20 protein-coding genes are annotated in these 17323 nt (G+C 45.6%); 12 read left to right on the top strand and 8 right to left on the bottom strand.

Annotated features, from left to right (window positions below):
- Nucleotides 1-31 precede the first annotated feature (31 nt).
- The 4 genes from AOC28_RS10200 to AOC28_RS10185 all read left to right on the top strand — a co-directional run bounded on the left by AOC28_RS10200 (nucleotide 32) and on the right by AOC28_RS10185 (nucleotide 3924).
- The gene (locus AOC28_RS10200) at nucleotides 32-994 is read left to right on the top strand and encodes a tripartite tricarboxylate transporter substrate binding protein (protein ID WP_072583870.1); all 963 of its coding nucleotides are present in this window, start codon (nucleotides 32-34) and stop codon (nucleotides 992-994) included.
- Nucleotides 995-1020: 26 nt separating this feature from the next.
- Nucleotides 1021-2568: an altronate dehydratase family protein gene (locus tag AOC28_RS10195; RefSeq protein WP_072583869.1), complete on the top strand. Its 1548-nt coding sequence runs from the start codon at nucleotides 1021-1023 to the stop codon at nucleotides 2566-2568.
- Between the two features lie 61 nt (nucleotides 2569-2629).
- A complete protein-coding gene (locus AOC28_RS10190; protein ID WP_072583868.1) occupies nucleotides 2630-3610 on the top strand; it encodes a DnaJ C-terminal domain-containing protein in 981 nt (326 codons plus the stop codon).
- Nucleotides 3611-3615: 5 nt separating this feature from the next.
- Entirely contained in the window at nucleotides 3616-3924 is a 309-nt protein-coding gene (locus tag AOC28_RS10185) for a chaperone modulator CbpM (RefSeq protein WP_072583879.1), read from the top strand.
- A gap of 9 nt (nucleotides 3925-3933) precedes the next feature.
- Here AOC28_RS10185 and AOC28_RS10180 read toward each other — a convergent pair whose 3' ends face one another.
- Nucleotides 3934-5868, bottom strand: a complete 1935-nt coding sequence (locus AOC28_RS10180; protein ID WP_072583867.1) for an ATP-binding cassette domain-containing protein — start codon at nucleotides 5866-5868, stop codon at nucleotides 3934-3936.
- A gap of 67 nt (nucleotides 5869-5935) precedes the next feature.
- Here AOC28_RS10180 and AOC28_RS10175 point away from each other — a divergent pair, with 67 nt between their 5' ends.
- Nucleotides 5936-6532, top strand: a complete 597-nt coding sequence (locus AOC28_RS10175) for an AAA family ATPase (protein WP_072583866.1) — start codon at nucleotides 5936-5938, stop codon at nucleotides 6530-6532.
- Between the two features lie 59 nt (nucleotides 6533-6591).
- Here AOC28_RS10175 and AOC28_RS10170 read toward each other — a convergent pair whose 3' ends face one another.
- From AOC28_RS10170 to AOC28_RS10160, 3 genes are all read right to left on the bottom strand, one after another.
- Nucleotides 6592-7230, bottom strand: coding sequence for an OmpW family outer membrane protein (locus tag AOC28_RS10170; protein ID WP_192846866.1), 639 nt, complete (start codon nucleotides 7228-7230; stop codon nucleotides 6592-6594).
- A 169-nt stretch (nucleotides 7231-7399) separates the two neighbouring features.
- Nucleotides 7400-8815 (bottom strand): oxygen-independent coproporphyrinogen III oxidase, encoded by a 1416-nt coding sequence (gene hemN / locus AOC28_RS10165; protein WP_072583865.1) that lies wholly within the window; start codon nucleotides 8813-8815, stop codon nucleotides 7400-7402.
- Between the two features lie 18 nt (nucleotides 8816-8833).
- A complete protein-coding gene (locus AOC28_RS10160) occupies nucleotides 8834-10447 on the bottom strand; it encodes an NAD(P)/FAD-dependent oxidoreductase (protein ID WP_072583864.1) in 1614 nt (537 codons plus the stop codon).
- A 120-nt stretch (nucleotides 10448-10567) separates the two neighbouring features.
- Between AOC28_RS10160 and AOC28_RS10155 the strand changes: the two genes are divergently transcribed.
- Both AOC28_RS10155 and AOC28_RS10150 read left to right on the top strand, forming a co-directional pair.
- Nucleotides 10568-11113 carry a YaeQ family protein gene (locus AOC28_RS10155; RefSeq protein WP_072583863.1) on the top strand — a complete coding sequence of 182 codons (546 nt, stop codon included), beginning with the start codon at nucleotides 10568-10570 and terminating at the stop codon, nucleotides 11111-11113.
- 9 nt (nucleotides 11114-11122) lie between these two features.
- The gene (locus AOC28_RS10150; protein WP_072583862.1) at nucleotides 11123-11539 is read left to right on the top strand and encodes a putative toxin-antitoxin system toxin component, PIN family; all 417 of its coding nucleotides are present in this window, start codon (nucleotides 11123-11125) and stop codon (nucleotides 11537-11539) included.
- Here AOC28_RS10150 and AOC28_RS10145 read toward each other — a convergent pair.
- The gene (locus tag AOC28_RS10145; RefSeq protein WP_072583861.1) at nucleotides 11534-12532 is read right to left on the bottom strand and encodes an LLM class flavin-dependent oxidoreductase; all 999 of its coding nucleotides are present in this window, start codon (nucleotides 12530-12532) and stop codon (nucleotides 11534-11536) included. The genes AOC28_RS10150 and AOC28_RS10145 overlap by 6 nt on opposite strands.
- A 33-nt stretch (nucleotides 12533-12565) precedes the next feature.
- On the opposite strand from AOC28_RS10145, the gene AOC28_RS10140 reads away from it, so the two are divergent.
- The 3 genes from AOC28_RS10140 to AOC28_RS10130 are packed head-to-tail and all read left to right on the top strand — an operon-like array spanning nucleotide 12566 to nucleotide 13406.
- Entirely contained in the window at nucleotides 12566-12787 is a 222-nt protein-coding gene (locus AOC28_RS10140; RefSeq protein WP_072583860.1) for a hypothetical protein, read from the top strand.
- 10 nt (nucleotides 12788-12797) lie between these two features.
- A complete protein-coding gene (locus AOC28_RS10135; protein ID WP_072583859.1) occupies nucleotides 12798-12998 on the top strand; it encodes a SlyX family protein in 201 nt (66 codons plus the stop codon).
- A gap of 60 nt (nucleotides 12999-13058) precedes the next feature.
- Nucleotides 13059-13406: a phage holin family protein gene (locus AOC28_RS10130; protein WP_072583858.1), complete on the top strand. Its 348-nt coding sequence runs from the start codon at nucleotides 13059-13061 to the stop codon at nucleotides 13404-13406.
- Nucleotides 13407-13433: 27 nt separating this feature from the next.
- Here the strand turns inward: AOC28_RS10130 and AOC28_RS10125 are convergent, their stop codons facing one another.
- Nucleotides 13434-15233, bottom strand: coding sequence for an AsmA family protein (locus AOC28_RS10125; RefSeq protein WP_072583857.1), 1800 nt, complete (start codon nucleotides 15231-15233; stop codon nucleotides 13434-13436).
- 65 nt (nucleotides 15234-15298) lie between these two features.
- On the opposite strand from AOC28_RS10125, the gene AOC28_RS10120 reads away from it, so the two are divergent.
- The gene (locus tag AOC28_RS10120; RefSeq protein ID WP_072583856.1) at nucleotides 15299-15643 is read left to right on the top strand and encodes a zinc ribbon domain-containing protein YjdM; all 345 of its coding nucleotides are present in this window, start codon (nucleotides 15299-15301) and stop codon (nucleotides 15641-15643) included.
- A 39-nt stretch (nucleotides 15644-15682) separates the two neighbouring features.
- On the opposite strand, the gene AOC28_RS10115 is transcribed toward AOC28_RS10120, so the two are convergent.
- On the bottom strand, nucleotides 15683-15898 hold the full coding sequence (locus tag AOC28_RS10115; protein ID WP_072583855.1) for a YdcH family protein: 216 nt from the start codon (nucleotides 15896-15898) through the stop codon (nucleotides 15683-15685).
- Nucleotides 15899-16115: 217 nt separating this feature from the next.
- On the opposite strand from AOC28_RS10115, the gene AOC28_RS10110 reads away from it, so the two are divergent.
- Nucleotides 16116-16994, top strand: a complete 879-nt coding sequence (locus AOC28_RS10110) for a hypothetical protein (RefSeq protein ID WP_072583854.1) — start codon at nucleotides 16116-16118, stop codon at nucleotides 16992-16994.
- 32 nt (nucleotides 16995-17026) lie between these two features.
- Here AOC28_RS10110 and AOC28_RS10105 read toward each other — a convergent pair whose 3' ends face one another.
- Nucleotides 17027-17284 carry a hypothetical protein gene (locus AOC28_RS10105; RefSeq protein ID WP_237767789.1) on the bottom strand — a complete coding sequence of 86 codons (258 nt, stop codon included), beginning with the start codon at nucleotides 17282-17284 and terminating at the stop codon, nucleotides 17027-17029.
- Nucleotides 17285-17323: the final 39 nt, after the last annotated feature.

The following is a 17323-nucleotide window of genomic DNA, read 5'->3' as shown; positions in this document are numbered from 1 at the left end:
GAATAAACAATAAGAATACGGAGAACATTACATGAGAAAAATCTTTATTGCATTATCGCTAGTTAGCATTGGCTTTACCAATAGCATACAGGCGCAGAGCTATCCTACTCAACCCATCAAGCTAATCGTTCCATTTGCTGCGGGTGGGCCTTCTGATGTTTTGGCGAGAGGTTTTACTCCCAAACTTGGCGAAAACCTTGGTCAACCAATCATTATTGAAAACAAGCCGGGCGCAGGCGCTAATCTTGCCGCTGAGTATGCAGCCAATTCCAAACCCGATGGCTACACCCTTTTTCTGATGATGGTAGGCACCCAAGCGATTAACGAAACGCTTTACAAAAAACTGAACTACAACCTCGTTAAAGATTTTGCTCCTGTCAGCTTGGTCGCATCTTCATCGCTATTATTTGTAGCCAACCCATCGGCACCTTTCAAAACAATTCCAGAACTCATTGCCTACGCGAAAGCCAACCCTAATAAGGTTAGCTTTGCCTCATCAGGTGCTGGGACACCACTTCACCTAGGTGGTGAACTGTTTAATACGCAAGCGGGAACTGATATTCTGCATGTGCCTTATAAGGGCGCCGCACCAGCATTAACTGATGTACTTGGTGGTCAAATTGAAACTGCGCTTGTCGGTACTCCTGCAGCTTTACCCTATGTGCGTTCTGGAAAATTGATCCCACTAGGAATTACCAGCCTTAAACGCTCTCCAAGCGCCCCTGAAATTCCGGCGATCTCAGAGTACATCCCTAAATTTGAAGTTGAGCTTGTATACGCAATCGTCGCACCAGCAAAGACACCAAAAGTGATTATCGATAAACTGAATGCACAACTCATCAGCGTGCTTAACAATCCAGAAATCAAAGCGCAAATCAATGGCAAGGGCTTTGAAGTGGTCACCAGTACCCCAAACTATTTGGGTGACTACATTAAGTCCGAAGTGGCTAAGTGGGCCCCTATTGTTAAGAAATCTGGCGCAACTGCTGAATAAATAAACTATTGAATCGAAAGAAACCTATGATTGAAATCTCTGAAAAAAAACTAGCCGGTCCTATTATTCGCCTGCATCCTAATGACAATATTGTGGTCGCCCGGGTTGATCTTGGAATTGGCGCTGAAGTTCCTAGTGAGAATTTTACAAGTCGCAGCCAAGTGCCTGCTGGCTACAAGATTGCCACCAAAAAGATCCTCAAGGGCGAGCCAATTCTGAAATACAACGTGACGGTAGGCTTTGCTAATACAGACATCGAACCCGGCACGATGGTGCATAGTCACAATACTGAGTTTCGCGAGTTTGATCGTGACTACGCTTATGCAAGCGAATATAAGCCGACCCAATTGTTGCCCGAAGCTCAACGAGCTACCTTCCAGGGCTATGTCAGACCCAATGGAAAAGTAGGAACACGTAATTTCATCGGCATTCTATCGACAGTAAACTGTTCGGCAACCGTTGTGAACAAAATTGCAGCTTGGTTTACCCCCGAAAGATTGAAAGATTTTCCCAATGTAGACGGAGTCGTGGCGTTTAGTCATGACATCGGTTGCGGTATGGAAATGAGTGGTGAGCCAATGCAATTGCTTCGCCGTACTATGGCTGGATATGCTCGTCACCCTAACCTAGCAGCCGCTCTGATTGTGGGTCTCGGTTGTGAGCGTAATCAACTAAAAGGCTTGATGGAGCAAGAAGACCTGGCCGAAGGAAATACTCTGCACACCTTCATCATGCAAGAATCGGGTGGCACGCGCAAAACTATTGAGGCTGGTATCGAAGCTGTCAAAGCACTTCTACCTGCAGCTAATCAAGCAAAACGGGAAACAGTGTCAGCAAGTCACCTGACTGTTGGCTTGCAGTGTGGCGGTTCCGATGGCTTTTCTTCAATCACAGCCAATCCAGCACTAGGTGCAGCGATTGATATTTTGTCCCGTCATGGTGGCACTGGCATTCTTTCAGAAACACCAGAGATTTATGGCGTGGAACATACCCTCACCCGTCGCGCTGTTAGCAAAGAAGTAGGTGAAAAGCTCATTAAACGAATTCGCTGGTGGAAAGATGAATACTCTGTTGGTAGAGATGTGCAAATTAACGGACAAGTAAGTCCCGGCAATCAAATTGGTGGTCTCGCTAATATTTTTGAGAAATCTCTAGGATCCTCCATGAAAGGCGGCACTGGTCCTCTAATGGAAGTCTATAAGTATGCAGAGCCAGTGAGCACCAAAGGCTTCGTATTTATGGATACTCCGGGGTTTGATCCTGTATCGGCCACCGGCCAGATTGCTGGAGGCGCCAACCTGATTGCCTTTACTACCGGCCGCGGGTCTATGTTTGGCTCTAAGCCTGCGCCCTGTATCAAACTAGCCACCAATACCCCAATGTATCAGCGCCTCACTGAAGACATGGATATCAATTGCGGTGAGATTTTGGACGGCACGGTATCCGTCCAGGAAATGGGACAACGGATATTTGAGTTATTTCTGCGTACCGCCTCCGGGGAGGCCTCCAAAAGCGAACTTCTTGGCCTGGGAGACTATGAATTTGTTCCATGGCAAATTGGTGTAATGAGCTAAGAGAACTGTAGAATCAATCCTATTAGCTTAACCCAGGCAGAAACCGAACTGAAACAGGCTTATGAAATTTAGGGATTACTACGAAACTCTTGGCGTAGCTCGTGGCGCCACTGAAGCTGAGATTAAATCAGCCTATCGCAAGATGGCGCGCAAGTTCCATCCAGATGTTAATAAAGAGCCTGGTGCTGAAGAGCAGTTCAAGCAAATCGGCGAAGCTTATGCCGTATTAAAGGACACTGAGAAACGCGCAGCCTACGATCGCTTTGGCGAGAACTGGAAAAACGGCCAAGACTTTACCCCTCCGCCAAATTGGAATGAAGGCTTTGAATATTCTGATGACGGTTTTGGTGGTGGTCATCCAGGTTATGGTGGTGGCTTTGAAGGTGATCAGAGTGAATTCTTCGAATCTCTGTTCGGTCGCGGAAAACATCGCCAAGGTGGTCGTAGCGGGAATCCTCGTCAGGGCATGAATTTCAAAGGCCAAGATCATCACGCCAAAATTTTGATTGATCTCGCTGATGCATATAACGGAGCTAAGCGCACTATTGCATTGCATATGCCCGTGCAAGATGCGAGCGGCCACGTCAGCACCCAAGAACGCAAGTTAGATGTCAGTATTCCTAAAGGCATTAAGGCTGGCCAAAATCTGCGACTCTCTGGCCAAGGTGGTCCTGGTGTCGGCGAGGGCCCTGCTGGTGACCTCTATCTCGAAATTGAATTTCATCCTAACGCCATTTATCGCGTAGAAGGCAAAGATGTCTTCATTGATATTCCTTTGGCACCGTGGGAAGCGGCACTGGGTACTACCGTCAACGTCCCCACTCCTGCAGGCAGCACTTTAGAATTGAAGATCCCCGCAGGAACTGTTGCTGGTCGAAAAATGCGCCTTAAAGGTAAAGGCATACCAAGTTCAGAGCCAGGTGATTTATATGCGGTACCTTCTATCGCCTTGCCTCCTGCTGATACTGAATCACAAAAAGAAGCCTATCAAACCTTTGAGAAGGCTTTTGATTTCAACCCTAGAACACACTTGAAGGGATGATTGATATGACACAAACTAATATCACTTGGATTGAGGGTGCTGTTGTAGAGAATGAGGTGCACATGACCATTGTGGAGCTCTCCCATGCATCCCGCACACCAGAAGATCTCATCATGACTTGGGTATCCGAAGGTGTTTTAAGTCCAGCTGGCTCTTCACCTCAGGATTGGCGCTTTAGTGGCGACTCTTTGCGAAGAGCAAAAACCGCAGCGCACCTCACCCATGATCTCGAATTAAATGTGCCTGGGGTTGCCTTGGCGCTGGACCTGCTTGATGAAATCGCCCAGTTGCGCGCTCGTTTACCGCGCGACTAGGCTATAGCACTAAGACTCTGAACGACTCAATAGCTGCTCCCAGCGTTGCAGCTTTTGATCTAAGTCAGCAGTGATTTCACTCAAGCGCGCTTGCATGCTCGCTGCCAACTCAGGTTCATTTTTATAGAGATCGGGATTGCTCATGGCAATACCAATATCGGCTTGCTCAGTTTCCAATGTCTCGATCTGTAATGGCAAAACCTCCAGTTCTTGGCGCTCTTTGCCATTGAGTTTCTGAACTCCACTTTTAGCTACAGGCTTAACTTCTGCCTTAACTTCTACCTTTGCCTCTGCTTTGACCTCAAGCTTATCTACAGATTTTGTGTTGGCATTGCCATTGGCAGCACGAATTTTGTCTGAGCGCGCTTTCTGGATTTTCCAATCCTCATAACCCCCTTCGTACTCACGCCAGAAGCCATCACCCTCGTTGGCAATAATGCTAGTAACAACGTTATCTAGGAAGTAACGATCATGACTGACCAAGAAGACCGTGCCCTTATAGTCTTGCAAGAGTTGCTCAAGCAAATCTAAAGTATCAATATCTAAGTCGTTAGTTGGTTCATCCAAGACCAAGACGTTTGCAGGCCGCGCAAATAGGCGTGCTAGTAATAAACGATTACGCTCACCGCCTGACAAAGTACTTACCGGGGAATTAGTTCTCTCAGGAGCAAATAAGAAATCACTCAGGTAACTCTTAACGTGCTTTTTATTGCCATTGATTTCTATCCACTCACTACCTGGGCTAATGTAATCTTCCAGTGAAGCGTTCAGATCTAACCCTTCGCGCATTTGGTCGAAGTAAGCCACCTCAATACGTGTACCCATAGTTGCAGTGCCGGAGTCTGGCGCAATAGTTCCCAAAATCAATTTGAGCAAAGTTGTTTTACCTGCGCCATTAGGACCCAGCAAACCAACCTTATCGCCGCGCAAAATCGTTGCTGTGAAATCTTTCACAATCGGACGATCATAGGTTTTACTAACGTTTTGAAGATCAGCCACAATCTTGCCGCTTCGATCTCCAGCAGAAACAGCCAACTTCACCTGCCCCATCGCATCTCTGCGTTCGGCACGGCTACTCCGTAATTTTTCTAAACGGGCAATTCGGGCAACGCTTCGAGTGCGGCGTGCCTCAACCCCTTTACGAATCCAGACCTCTTCTTGCGCCAATAATTTATCAGCACGAGCATTAGCTAAAGATTCAGAATTTAGTTCTTGTTCTTTTAAAACTTCATATTGCGTAAAGTTACCAGGGTAACTGCGCAAAATACCGCGATCGAGCTCAACAATCTGGGTGCAGACGTTATCCAAGAAGGCGCGATCATGGGTAATCAAAATTACTGAGCCTTGATACTCTTTGAGCAATTCCTCTAACCATGCAATCGAATCTAAATCCAAATGGTTGGTTGGCTCATCAAGTAGCAGCACGTCAGGCATCTCAACTAAAGCACGCGCTAAGGCAACCCGCTTCTTAGTACCGCCAGAAAGTGTATTGATTTTGAGATCAGCCTCTAAATGCAAACGATCTAATGTCTCATGAACACGTTGCTCCCAATTCCAACCACTCAAAGCCTCTAATTGCGACTGCACTTCGTCAAGTCGATCATGGGAAGCATCATCCCACTCACCAACGCTGAGAGCCTCATATTCCTCGCGCAAGGCCTTAGCTTGAGCAACGCCTTTGGATACTGACTCGAAGATAGTCTCTTCCGCCTCAAATATAGGCTCTTGAGGAACATAAGCAATTCTGAGGCCTTGCTGATATTGCAACAGGCCATCATCCATTTTTTCTATACCGGCCAATATCTTCAACAAGGAAGATTTACCAGTGCCATTGCGGCCAATTAAGCCAACACGTTCACCGGATTCCAGTGAAAAAGCGGTGTTTGCGAGGAGGTCAACGTGGCCAAAAGCCAGTTTTGCATCAGTGAGTACGATTAAAGCCATGGCGACATTATCGTCACTTCCCTAAAAGAGGAGATATTTCCACTTATTTCTGCGAGACTAGCTACTTATGGTCTGTAAATTAACCCCCTCTGCGCCCCGCCTGATCCTCTTTGCAGGACATGCCGGCACAGGAAAGTCGACTCTAGCCAAAAAGGCTTTACCTCTGATCATTGAGAAAACTGGGGAAGATTTTTTCTTTTTAGACAAAGACACCGTTTATGGCACCTTCAGTGCCCACGTCATGGGCCTCACCACTCAAAACCCGAATGATCGCGACAGCCCCTTCTACCTTGAGAACCTGCGCGATTGGGAATACAAAGGTCTCATTGATATTGCCAGAGAGAATTTGCTTTTAGGGGTTAATGTCATTCTGATCGGCCCATTCTCGAAGGAGATTCAGAGTGGCAAGATGTTTGACGCGCAAAAATTGGGGGTGCCAGCACTGACTTCAATTCAGGTTGCCTGGATTGATCTAGAGGAGCGTGAGGCCAAAAAACGGATGGAGGTAAGAGCTGACCCAAGAGATGAGTGGAAACTTGCTCACTGGGAGCAATATGCTAAGCGCAGGACTGAACCGCCAAGCCACCTCTCATTGCATCGATTTGATAACTTCGTTTTGAACGAAGCTGCATTTGAAAAGCTAATTGATGACTTGATTCAATAAAGTTGAGAAAAAAATAGAGCCCCTTAGGAGCTCTACCTCAATACCTAAGAACTAAATTCTTAGAACCTGTAAGTCACACCAACCGCTGGAATCCAAGGATTCAATGTCAATTTTCCAAGGTTTGCGCCGCCAGCTACTGCTTGAACATTAGTAGCCATCGTTACATACTTGAGATCAAGGTTTAAGCCCCAATTTTTATCAAGCATGTAGTCAGCACCAACTTGACCTACAAAACCTACGCTTGATGGTTCAACCTGTACAGAGTTAGATGCTGCTGGGAAATTTTGGCGATTACCGAAGATAGTGTAGTTAATACCAGCGCCAATGTATGGCTTAATTGCACCTAAATCTGTGAAGTGATACTGGGCGATCAAAGATGGAGGTAATGCAGTGATTTTGCCTACGTTTTGTTGGCCAGCGCCTAGATTACCGTAAATATTAATTTGCTGTGGCCAAGTTAATACTAATTCAGCGGCAATATTTTTAGTAAAGAAATATGAAACATCAAACTCTGGAATCCAACGATTCTGAGCCTTCAAGTTAGCACTTTGAGCAATACCAGATTGGCCATTTTGAAATAGCAAATCTGCAGCACGAACTCTAACCATCCATGGATTTTCTTCAGCTTGAGCTTGAGCCGCCATTGGGGCTAAGGATGCTACAGCAGCCATTGCTGCTACGAGTGTCTTAATACGCATGATGGTTTCCCTTTTTCTTATCAATTTCGATGAAATCATTTTCGAATTGATGAAGGGAGTGCAATTTGATGTAAATCAAATTGACTGAGGCTGGAGATTTTTTATTGGTTAAAAAGCAACAGAGTTTTTGGGCTTATTTGATCTAGATCAAATTACCTCAGACTTACCCTTACAGAACCTTGGAATAGGTCCCTTTGGCTTGAGACTCTCTGAGGTGCCGATCAAAAGTCATGGCTACCCGCCTAGCAAGGAGACGACCTTTGGTGGGAACCAGAATACTTTCACCCTCCCAGTTGAGGAGACCAGCCTCCTCTAGACTCTTGATCTCTTCTATTTCCGTCTTAAAGTAATTTGAGAATTCAATTTGATGTGATGTCGCAAAAGCTTTGGTGTCTAAGGCAAATTGGCACATCAACTCACCAATTAACTCACGGCGCATCAGATCGTCTTCATCAAGACGTAAACCTCGAAGCACCGGTAAGTGACCCGCATCTAACGCCTCGTAATATTCATCCAAAGTTCGGACATTCTGAGAGTAGCAATCATCGACTTTACCGATAGAAGAGATTCCAAATGCCAGAAGATCGCATTCTGCCTGAGTGGAGTAGCCTTGGAAATTGCGATGCAACTTGCCCTCTATTTGGGCAATAGCTAATTCATCATCTGGTTTAGCGAAATGGTCCATACCAATAAAGACATACCCCGCCTCACCTAAGCGTGCAATGGTATTGGAGAGAATATCCAGCTTATCTGCTGCCGCAGGCAAGTCAGCTTCAGCAATACGGCGTTGCGGCTTGAAAATATGCGGCAAGTGTGCGTAGTTATAGACAGAGAGACGATCGGGGTTCATTACCAAGACCGCATCAACCGTTTCCTTGAAAGTCTCTGGCGTTTGCTTTGGTAGGCCATAGATCAAGTCAACGCTTCTGGATTTAAACCCATACTTTCTAGACCAATCCATAACTGCTTGGGTTTCCTCAATAGTCTGCACGCGATGTACTGCCTCTTGAACTGCCAAATTGAAATCCTGAACGCCCAAGCTAATACGGTTAAAGCCCAATTCAGCCAAGAGTGCAATATCTTGCTCAATAACACGGCGCGGATCTATCTCAATTGAATACTCACCGCCAGGCAGTAGCTCAAAATACTCGCGAGTGTGCTGCATCAACTCAGTCATCTCTTCATGCGATAGAAAAGTAGGCGTGCCACCACCCCAATGCAATTGTGTAACGGGAATCTTTTTCTGAGCACTCATGGCTTTAGTAACCATGGCCATTTCTTTAGCGAGATATTTGATGTATTTGGCGCTACGCCCATGATCCTTGGTGATGATCTTGTTGCAGCCGCAGTAATAACAAATATTGGGACAAAATGGTAAGTGGAAATATAAGGACAGCGGCTCATTCGCTTGAGCTACCCGCTCCAATGCCTCAAGATAATCAGCTTCAGAAAAGTCCCCATGAAATCGATCAGCACTGGGGTAGGACGTATAACGCGGCCCATTGATATCAAACTTTTTCAACAGCTCAGGATGAAAAAGCACTTCATTTTCTTCGGCTGATGAAAGAGTTACTACAGAGTTCATAGGATTCTTATGGGGTATTTACTTTGACAGATAGTCTAACGCCACTGCTTCTGCTACTTTAATCCCATCAACTCCTGCAGACAAGATTCCACCCGCATAACCTGCGCCCTCGCCTGCTGGGTAAAGACCTTTAATGTTCAGACTCTGATAGTTCGCGTCTCGAGTAATTCGCAAAGGAGAGGAAGTGCGCGTCTCCACACCAGTTAAAACGGCATCTTTCATAGAAAAGCCTTTAATTTGCTTCTCAAAAGCAGGAATCGCCTCACGAATCGCCTCAATGGCATAAGCGGGCAAGCTTTCTGCCAGATCCGTTAAATGAACGCCGGGCTTATACGACGGCATCACGCCACCAAACTGAGTGGAAGCCTTCCCTTCTAAGAAATCGCCAATCAGCTGACCCGGCGCTTCATAAGTTCTACCACCCAATTCAAAAGCCTTTGATTCAATAGCACGCTGAAACTCAATGCCTGCTAATGGGCCACCCGGGTAATCCTCAGGCGTAATGCCAACAACGATGCCTGCATTGGCATTTCGTTCATTACGAGAATATTGGCTCATGCCATTGGTTACGACTCGATTCGGTTCGGAGGTAGCAGCGACTACTGTCCCTCCGGGGCACATGCAAAAACTATAGACGGAACGACCATTTTTGGCGTGATGGACTAATTTGTAATCTGCCGCGCCAATTAACTCATTGCCAGCATGAGGACCCAGGCGTGCTTTATCGATCAGAGATTGTGGGTGCTCAATCCGAAAACCAACAGAAAAGGGTTTAGCTTCCATGAAGACGCCAGCATGATGCAAGGCTTCAAAGGTATCCCGCGCACTGTGTCCCAAAGCCAAGATGACATGGTTGGCAGGTAGATCTGCCTGCCCCTCAATCTTGACCCCGGTAATTTGTTCACTCTCAATATCAAAGCCAATTACTTTTTGCGAGAACCGAATCTCACCACCTAAGTCAATAATTTCTTGACGCATCTTCTCCACCACGCCAACCAGGCGGAAGGTGCCGATGTGGGGTTTGGCTACATACGTAATTTCTGCAGGAGCGCCAGCTTTCACAAACTCATGAATGACCTTGCGTCCATAAAACTTAGGATCTTTGATCTGGCTGTACAACTTGCCATCTGAAAACGTACCAGCCCCTCCCTCTCCAAATTGCACATTGGATTCTGGATTTAAAACATTCTTACGCCACAAGCCCCAAGTATCTTGAGTGCGTTCGCGAACTTTCTTGCCGCGCTCAAGGACAATTGGCTTAAAACCCATTTGCGCTAACACTAGAGCGGCAAAAATACCGCATGGGCCAAATCCAATGACTACTGGACGCAGCGCTTTACCAGAGTCTATAGTTTCAGGGGCTTTTGCTACAAAGTGGTAGCTCGTATCCGGGGATGGTCTTACATGAATGTCTCCAGCAAATTGCTTCAGAAGAACTTCTTCATGCTTTGCAGATAAGTCAACCGTATAGATAAAAGAGAGGGCGACGTTCTTTCGAGCATCGTAACTACGCTTAAAGACCTCAAATCGTATTAAGTCTTTGGCATCTAGATTGAGACGCTTCAATATCGCCTTCTCCAAAGATTCTGGAGCGTGGTCAATTGGTAGACGTAATTCAGTAATACGGATCATGGGTTTTACGGTACACAGTAATTTGAGGCATTTCTAGGCTCATCATGAGCCTCAAGCCAAATAATACTGGTTATGAGCTCACTCAGGCCAGGAGTTGGTTCATAAAGGCGATAATAGGTCATGGCTCTACGCGCAACTATCCACAAAGCCGACCTTCATGTCGCAGATTCTGATCGCCATTACTATGGCAGTCATTCGTTAACTATTGCTAAGCACCCTTCTGAGACTGAGCAGCGCATGATGGTCCGCATCATCGCCTTTGCATTGCAGGCAAATGAGGATCTAGCGTTTACAAAGGGTTTGAGTGATACCGATGAACCCGATCTGTGGATTAAAGATCTTACCGATGCAATCAAGTTGTGGATTGAAATCGGCCAACCAGACGAGCGTCGTATTCTGAAAGCCTGTGGTCGTGCTGATCAAGTAATTGTCTATTGCTATGGCGGACATACCAGCAAAATCTGGTGGGATGGCATTGCTAACAAACTCACTCGTGCTCGCAATTTACAAATAATCGCTATACCAGCAGAACAAGCGGAAGAGCTGAACAAGTTGGTTGAGCGCAGCATGGTGATCCATGTCAATGTTCAAGATGGTGAAGCTTACGTCTCCTCTGATAAAGGGCAGGTCACCATTACTCCAGAGATTTGGCGCAACAATCAATAGGCCTTAAAAATGAAGGTAGTAGTTTTCGATACCAATGTCTTGCTAGATCTTTTTGTCTTTAATGACTTTAGAGCGCTTCATTTAAAGCAAACGCTGATCGAAGGCAAAATAGATGCGCTCGCAACTCCAAACACTTTAGAAGAATTTGCTGATGTGATTGCTCGCCCTCTGTTTTCGCTCGATGAAGTGCAACAAGAGCAAATTCGCCAGCAATGGCATGGTTTAGCAAGATTGATGGATGATAAAAACTTGGCCAAAGCCCCCTGGATATGCCAAGACCCAGATGATCAAGTCTTTTTAGACCTTGCTTACACTGCAAAGCCCTGCTTCTTAATCAGCAAAGACAATGCAGTGCTGCGATTTGCGAATCATGCTGCAAAAGAACAAGTATTCATTACCGCAGATTACAACGCAGCGATCTTATAGGCTTTGCGCGGCCTGTGCGGCAATCTCAAAAGATCTGAGACGAGCCTGATGATCGAAAATTTGCCCAGTCAAGATGATTTCGTTTGCGCCAGTAAGATCCAACCAACGACGAATCCCCCGCTTTACCGTCTCTAGCGAACCCACTACTGAAACCTGCAAGGTATGATCTGCCGCTGCTAGTTCATGAGGCTCACAAAATTCATTCATGTCAGTAATTGGGGGTGGTAATTGCCCGCGGGTATTGCGCCGCATTCTGACAACATTCTGTTGCAGTGTAGTAAATAGATGTTGAGCTTCTTCATCTGTATCTGCTGCAACTACATTCATCACAAATGCTGAATAGGGTTTATCTTGTTGTGCCGATGGCTTAAAGAGCTCACGATAAATCTTCATTGCCTCTAAAAGTTGCTCTGGCGCAAAGTGAGAAGCGAAGGCATAAGGTAAGCCAAAGTGAGCGGCTAATTGAGCTCCATACAAACTAGAACCTAAAATCCAGATCGGAACATTGCTATCGACCCCTGGTATCGCCTTTACAGATTGCCCTTCTTGTAACGGGCCAAAATAATGCTGTAACTCACGGACATCCTGTGGAAAACGATCATCGCTACCCAATAAATCCCTGCGCAATGCCCTGGCAGTCATTTGATCGGTACCAGGTGCACGACCCAAGCCAAGCTCAATTCTTCCTGGGTATAAAGCTTCTAGGGTGCCAAATTGCTCAGCAATTACTAAAGGAGCATGATTTGGCAACATAACGCCGCCAGAGCCCACTCGGATATGGGAGGTGCCAGCAGCAATATAGCCAATCAAAACTGCAGTTGCAGAGCTCGCATTGCCCGTCATATTGTGATGCTCTGCTACCCAATAGCGGGTATAGCCCCATTTTTCGGCATGCCTTGCCACATCCAAGGAGTTGCGCAGTGCATCGGCAGCAGTAAAACCCTGAGGAATCGGAGATATATCTAGAATGGAGTATGGGATGGAATTTGCCATCGCTAGATCATACCGAGAAAGTGCATTGTTGACATGAGTAAACCCAAAATGGCTGATCCTGACGATGGCCTATTTAAGCCAGGCAGTAGATTGCGCCACATTAAGACTGGTGGATTTTATAAGGTGGCCTTCTTGGCTAACGTAGAGGCAAATCTGGAGCCAGCTTATGTTTACGAATCCATGCAATCGCATGATTTTTGGATTAGACCCAAAGCAGAAATGGAAGATGGGCGATTTGAGCTTATCTCAGAATAGAAAGTAAGTTATGTCAGAAGAACGCATCACTAATCTAGAAATCAAATTGAGCTTCACGGAAGACTTAATTGAAAAACTCAATGAGACCGTCTATAAACAGCAACAGCAAATCGAATTTCTGTATCGCGAATTAAAGGCAATTAAAGAACAAGCCAGCAGCGGTGGAGGCGGCGGCGCAAGTTCTCAGGATGAAATCCCCCCGCACTATTAATCAACTGCTAATATAGTCACTAGGCATAAACCCCTTTCAACACCAGCAAAGGAATCATCCATGAGTAACTTAACTCTATTTCTAGTCCAGTGGGGCTTAACTTCTTTATCCCTTTGGGTTGCCAGTTATATTTTTAGTGGCTTGCGCTTTGCGGATGGCGGCTCATTATTAATTGCTGCCCTCCTCTTAGGATTTGCTAATGCGATCGTTAAGCCTTTGCTCGTTCTTTTCACGTTACCATTAACGGTAGTAACCATGGGCCTCTTCTTGCTCGTGATTAATGCCTTGGTATTGATGCTGGTTTCTGCAGTGGTGAGTGGCTTTACGATCTCCAGCTTCTGGACCGCATTCTTTGCCAGCATCTTTATTTCTTTATTTAGCCTCTTTGTCAGCGGCTTAGTTTTTTAAGAAGCTGATTTACGAGCTTCGCTAGGCTTACTTGCTAGCAGGATAGATATCAGACCAAGAGTGCAGCGCTGTTTTACATGGCTGCGACTTGGTCGCCAATGATTTAGCATTCTCCGCTGCGATACTAATACCGCCGGTTAAGAAACCCAATCCAATAGAGACGGCGCTATTCACCACCCCTGCCTTATTCACCCCAGTTTGCGGGTTTTGTAATGTACCCTCAATCTTTACAAGTCCGGCCAGATCCAAGCCCGTTGTCAGGCCTGATTTTTCTCTTGGATTAATACTGATATTGAGAGCCTCGCTGGCAAGATTGATCGAGCCCGCTAGGGTGATGTCAAGACGATCCGTCTCAATGCCAACTGAATTCTGAATATTTACCAGCCCACTATTGATGGGTAAGTAGGCAACAGCACAATTCAAAGTAGTTTGATTAGATTTCTTATACATCGGATTAATTGCATCTATTACAGTGATGACAAAGTCCCCGCCTTTATTGATGAACTTCGAATCTAATTTACTTTGCCCTACTGAAACCTGAATAGCCCCAATGGCTCGACTAGCGATTTGATGTGGACTCACACCACTTCCCTGTAAGTTCCAGGCTAATTTCGTATCGCCACCAGAAACCCTGGCGCCCGAATCAGTGACGGCAATAATTTGTTCCAAGGTAAAGTCTTTGGCAACACCTTTAAGAGAAACCTTGGGCGCAGGGCTGGCAAACTGAGTAATAGAGAGCTGCGCTTGGGCGCTTCCCTTGCCAACATTAAAGCTGACATCGCTCGCATCAATCCTATCTTTCTGAAATTGGAGTGTCGTTTTGAAGTTAGTAAACGGCGCCTGATGCGGAATCCCAAGCTCAGCAATATTAATGTTGACCGAGCCATCAGCTAAAGGTAAAAGATCAAAAGGCAGCGCGTCATCGGAGAATAAATATTTTCCTTGGACTTTATGTGTCGAAGCCGAGGAAGTTTTTCCAGCTGCTCCAGCAATAACAACAGAACCCGCTAAAGGCGCTAAATCAAAGGACTTTGAATTGAGATTGATATTGAATTTTGGTAATAGATCTGGCTTTTTATCAATGTCGCCCGTAATCGCAAGCGACTTACCGTTTAAGGTTAGAACTAAATCGAGATCTAGGTTTACTGGAGATTGATTCCAAGCGAAGTAAGCATTACGCAGTGAAGTTGTTTTACCCTTTAGATTCAGGGTGTAGTTAGCGCGCTGAACATCTACCAGAATCGTAGACTTCCCGTCACCGGCATCTAAAGAAAGTTTAGGAATGCCAATCGGGCTGGCTGCTTTTTCTCCGTCTTGATAATTGATACGAGCATCTACGACATCAAGAGTTTTAATGGAGACAAGGGCATTACTAGAAGAATCGCTAGTTACAGACTGTGTTGCCGACCCACTGGCAACTATCGTAGGCGGAGTGAGATTCCAATTACCCTCCCCAGCCTTATTGGTTTGTAAGTTCGCCTCTAGTCCTCTTACACCGATTCTACTGATTTCAACGCTACCTTTCAGAAGCGGAAGTATCCTAATATCTAATTCAATCTGCTTGAATACAAACATATCAGGATTGCTTGCCCATGAGGCATTGCTCAAAGACACCTGTTCGGCTTTTACGCTAATTGATGGGAAAAGACTCAGACTTACTGGACCGGCGATTTTCAACTCACGCCCAGTTGCATCTTTGACCGAAGAACTCAGAAGCTTGGTTACCTGAGCAGGATTTATAAAAGATGATGCGTACCATGCGCCCAAACCCACTAGGGCAAGACAGCCTACCAGAGCAATAAGAGAAATCTTCAGGGTTTTGTTCACCTACCCATTCTAAATCGAGTACTAGATATGAGCCAAGACCATCACCCCTAGACTAAAATGAAGTGATGAGCACAGATAATCTACCGAAGTGTCCTGCCTGCCAGGAAGATATGACTTACCCCGATGGGGAAAATTATGTTTGCGCCCAGTGTGGCCATGAATGGCCTTTGGCTACTGCTTTAGAAGAGGCTGAGGCTGGGCTCATTGTCAAAGATGCCAATGGCAATCTTCTAGTAGATGGCGATACAGTCACCCTCATCAAAGACCTCAAGGTTAAAGGCTCTTCAACCACCCTGAAGGTCGGCACCAAGATTAAAGGGATACGCCTGGTATCAGGTGATCACGAAGTCGACTGCAAAACAGAAGCAGGCAATATGCTACTCAAAGCCTGCTTCCTGAAAAAAGCCTAGAAGCATTTTGCATCTAGGCTTTTCTAATTCACCAGGAGCTTAACTACTAGCCTTCTTTAAGACGGCATAAATCTGGTCTTTTAAAAGGAGTTTTTCCTTTTTCAAGGTCTCGATTTCTTCTGGGGTACTCGGCTCTGAATGGGACTCCATTCTTTGGATCTTTTGATCTAAATTGTTGTGCTTATCAAATAAATGCGAGAAATGACGATCTGACGTTTTCAACTTGGTGATGAGTTCGCGATATTCAGGAAACATAGGTCCTCTTGATATTTAGGTTGCACAAAAATTCACGCTTTTAGTGTAGCAACCCCGTATCCCAAGAACAATGCCTTCCGCCATCTATTTATTTCATCCCCGCCCTTGCAATCCGCAGGAGAAACCCCATATAGAAAAAGCGAATTCCCGAGAGAATTTGCAGTAATATCAGATAGTGCCTTAAGCACGATAACTACCGAAAGAAGGGTGATAAACCATGGCTACAAAGAAGTCTCCAGCAAAAAAGAAAGTAGCTACCAAGGTGGTAAAAAAAGCCCCTGTAAAAAAAGCTGTCAAGAAGGTTGCCGCTAAAAAAGTAGCAAGCAAAAAGACAGTCAAAAAGGTAGTGAAAAAACCAGCAGCCAAGAAAGTGGCCGCAAAGAAGCCTGCTACCAAAAAAGTAGCAGTTAAAAAATTAGCGTCAAAGAAACCTGCGGCCAAAAAGCCAGCAGCGAAGAAAGTTGCCAAGAAGACTGCAAAACCTGCTTCATCTAAATCACCTAAAGTTGACCAATATGGTCTAGAGCAAGATGATGAGTTTTACGGCCTGTATTTTGCAAAGTCTACTAACAAGGGATTGGTTGAAGTAAAGCCCTGCACTTTCTCGCTGATGTATTGGTGGAAAGGTTTGCTTGGCTACCCTGACATGATCGAGATCTCCAAAGGAAGCAATACTGCTATGTTGCAGTTTGAATCCACATTTGGTGGTGGCGATTCTGGCGAGACAGAGTTAACCGAAAAAGATGTGCTGGATATTGATCACATCATTGAAGTAGATGAAGAGGAAATGATGATCTCCCTCTACTCCTATGTGCCTATCCCAGTGCCTGAGAAATTGGTTGGGGCTTTAAGCCTAGCCGTTCTCAACATTAACCCAGAAACTCGCTATGGCAGCCTAGAAATCTGCCCAACCGAGAATGAAAATGGTGAAACTGAGCACTTCTTGCGCTACCGTGCTGCAACCTATTTGCGTGGCATCAAGTCTGGCAAAGTGGAAGCAATCGAAAGCATGGTTACCAATGGTTCTGAGTTCTTTGGCCTTGCTTTAGATGCGATGTGTGTCAATAAGTCGATTAAGAAGTGGTTGCTTAGCTAAGCACTAATCAATAGCGATTTAACTAATCGTCACTATCTGCAAAGGTAGATATAAGTTAAGGGAAAACGGTCATTGACCGTTTTTCTGCTTTCTAGAATCGTCGCAGTTCTCTTCCCTTCCTTTTTACACTCCTCTAATGCCACTTCCTGGGCTTCATTTTCTTTTGCATCTTTGGGCGCATGAACACCAACCGTGCCATCTGATTGCCTGTACACACCAAACTGACTGACTGGTGTTGAGCAGGCCGCTAACATCAGGCCTAGAAAAACCACTAAGTAATGACTTACCATTTTCAATGCCGCCTAAAAGATGAGGGATAGATTGATTCT

The sequence above is a fragment of the Polynucleobacter sp. MWH-Adler-W8 genome (assembly GCF_001889925.1).
Lineage (GTDB): Bacteria > Pseudomonadota > Gammaproteobacteria > Burkholderiales > Burkholderiaceae > Polynucleobacter.
This window is presented reverse-complemented; position numbering and strand designations above follow the sequence as displayed.

What these genes read in the sequence shown, in the direction of transcription:
- AOC28_RS10195 (WP_072583869.1), top strand. Translation starts at nt 1,021, where the DNA reads ATGATTGAAATCTCTGAAAAAAAACTAGCCGGTCCTATTATTCGCCTG.
- AOC28_RS10185 (WP_072583879.1), top strand. Translation starts at nt 3,616, where the DNA reads ATGACACAAACTAATATCACTTGGATTGAGGGTGCTGTTGTAGAGAAT.
- AOC28_RS10150 (WP_072583862.1), top strand. Translation starts at nt 11,123, where the DNA reads ATGAAGGTAGTAGTTTTCGATACCAATGTCTTGCTAGATCTTTTTGTC.
- AOC28_RS10135 (WP_072583859.1), top strand. Translation starts at nt 12,798, where the DNA reads ATGTCAGAAGAACGCATCACTAATCTAGAAATCAAATTGAGCTTCACG.
- AOC28_RS10175 (WP_072583866.1), top strand. Translation starts at nt 5,936, where the DNA reads ATGGTCTGTAAATTAACCCCCTCTGCGCCCCGCCTGATCCTCTTTGCA.
- AOC28_RS10110 (WP_072583854.1), top strand. Translation starts at nt 16,116, where the DNA reads ATGGCTACAAAGAAGTCTCCAGCAAAAAAGAAAGTAGCTACCAAGGTG.
- AOC28_RS10115 (WP_072583855.1), bottom strand. Translation starts at nt 15,898, where the DNA reads ATGTTTCCTGAATATCGCGAACTCATCACCAAGTTGAAAACGTCAGAT.
- AOC28_RS10180 (WP_072583867.1), bottom strand. Translation starts at nt 5,868, where the DNA reads ATGGCTTTAATCGTACTCACTGATGCAAAACTGGCTTTTGGCCACGTT.
- AOC28_RS10190 (WP_072583868.1), top strand. Translation starts at nt 2,630, where the DNA reads ATGAAATTTAGGGATTACTACGAAACTCTTGGCGTAGCTCGTGGCGCC.
- AOC28_RS10120 (WP_072583856.1), top strand. Translation starts at nt 15,299, where the DNA reads ATGAGCACAGATAATCTACCGAAGTGTCCTGCCTGCCAGGAAGATATG.
- AOC28_RS10160 (WP_072583864.1), bottom strand. Translation starts at nt 10,447, where the DNA reads ATGATCCGTATTACTGAATTACGTCTACCAATTGACCACGCTCCAGAA.
- AOC28_RS10140 (WP_072583860.1), top strand. Translation starts at nt 12,566, where the DNA reads ATGAGTAAACCCAAAATGGCTGATCCTGACGATGGCCTATTTAAGCCA.
- AOC28_RS10170 (WP_192846866.1), bottom strand. Translation starts at nt 7,230, where the DNA reads ATGCGTATTAAGACACTCGTAGCAGCAATGGCTGCTGTAGCATCCTTA.
- AOC28_RS10155 (WP_072583863.1), top strand. Translation starts at nt 10,568, where the DNA reads ATGGCTCTACGCGCAACTATCCACAAAGCCGACCTTCATGTCGCAGAT.
- AOC28_RS10130 (WP_072583858.1), top strand. Translation starts at nt 13,059, where the DNA reads ATGAGTAACTTAACTCTATTTCTAGTCCAGTGGGGCTTAACTTCTTTA.
- hemN (WP_072583865.1), bottom strand. Translation starts at nt 8,815, where the DNA reads ATGAACTCTGTAGTAACTCTTTCATCAGCCGAAGAAAATGAAGTGCTT.
- AOC28_RS10145 (WP_072583861.1), bottom strand. Translation starts at nt 12,532, where the DNA reads ATGGCAAATTCCATCCCATACTCCATTCTAGATATATCTCCGATTCCT.
- AOC28_RS10105 (WP_237767789.1), bottom strand. Translation starts at nt 17,284, where the DNA reads ATGGTAAGTCATTACTTAGTGGTTTTTCTAGGCCTGATGTTAGCGGCC.
- AOC28_RS10200 (WP_072583870.1), top strand. Translation starts at nt 32, where the DNA reads ATGAGAAAAATCTTTATTGCATTATCGCTAGTTAGCATTGGCTTTACC.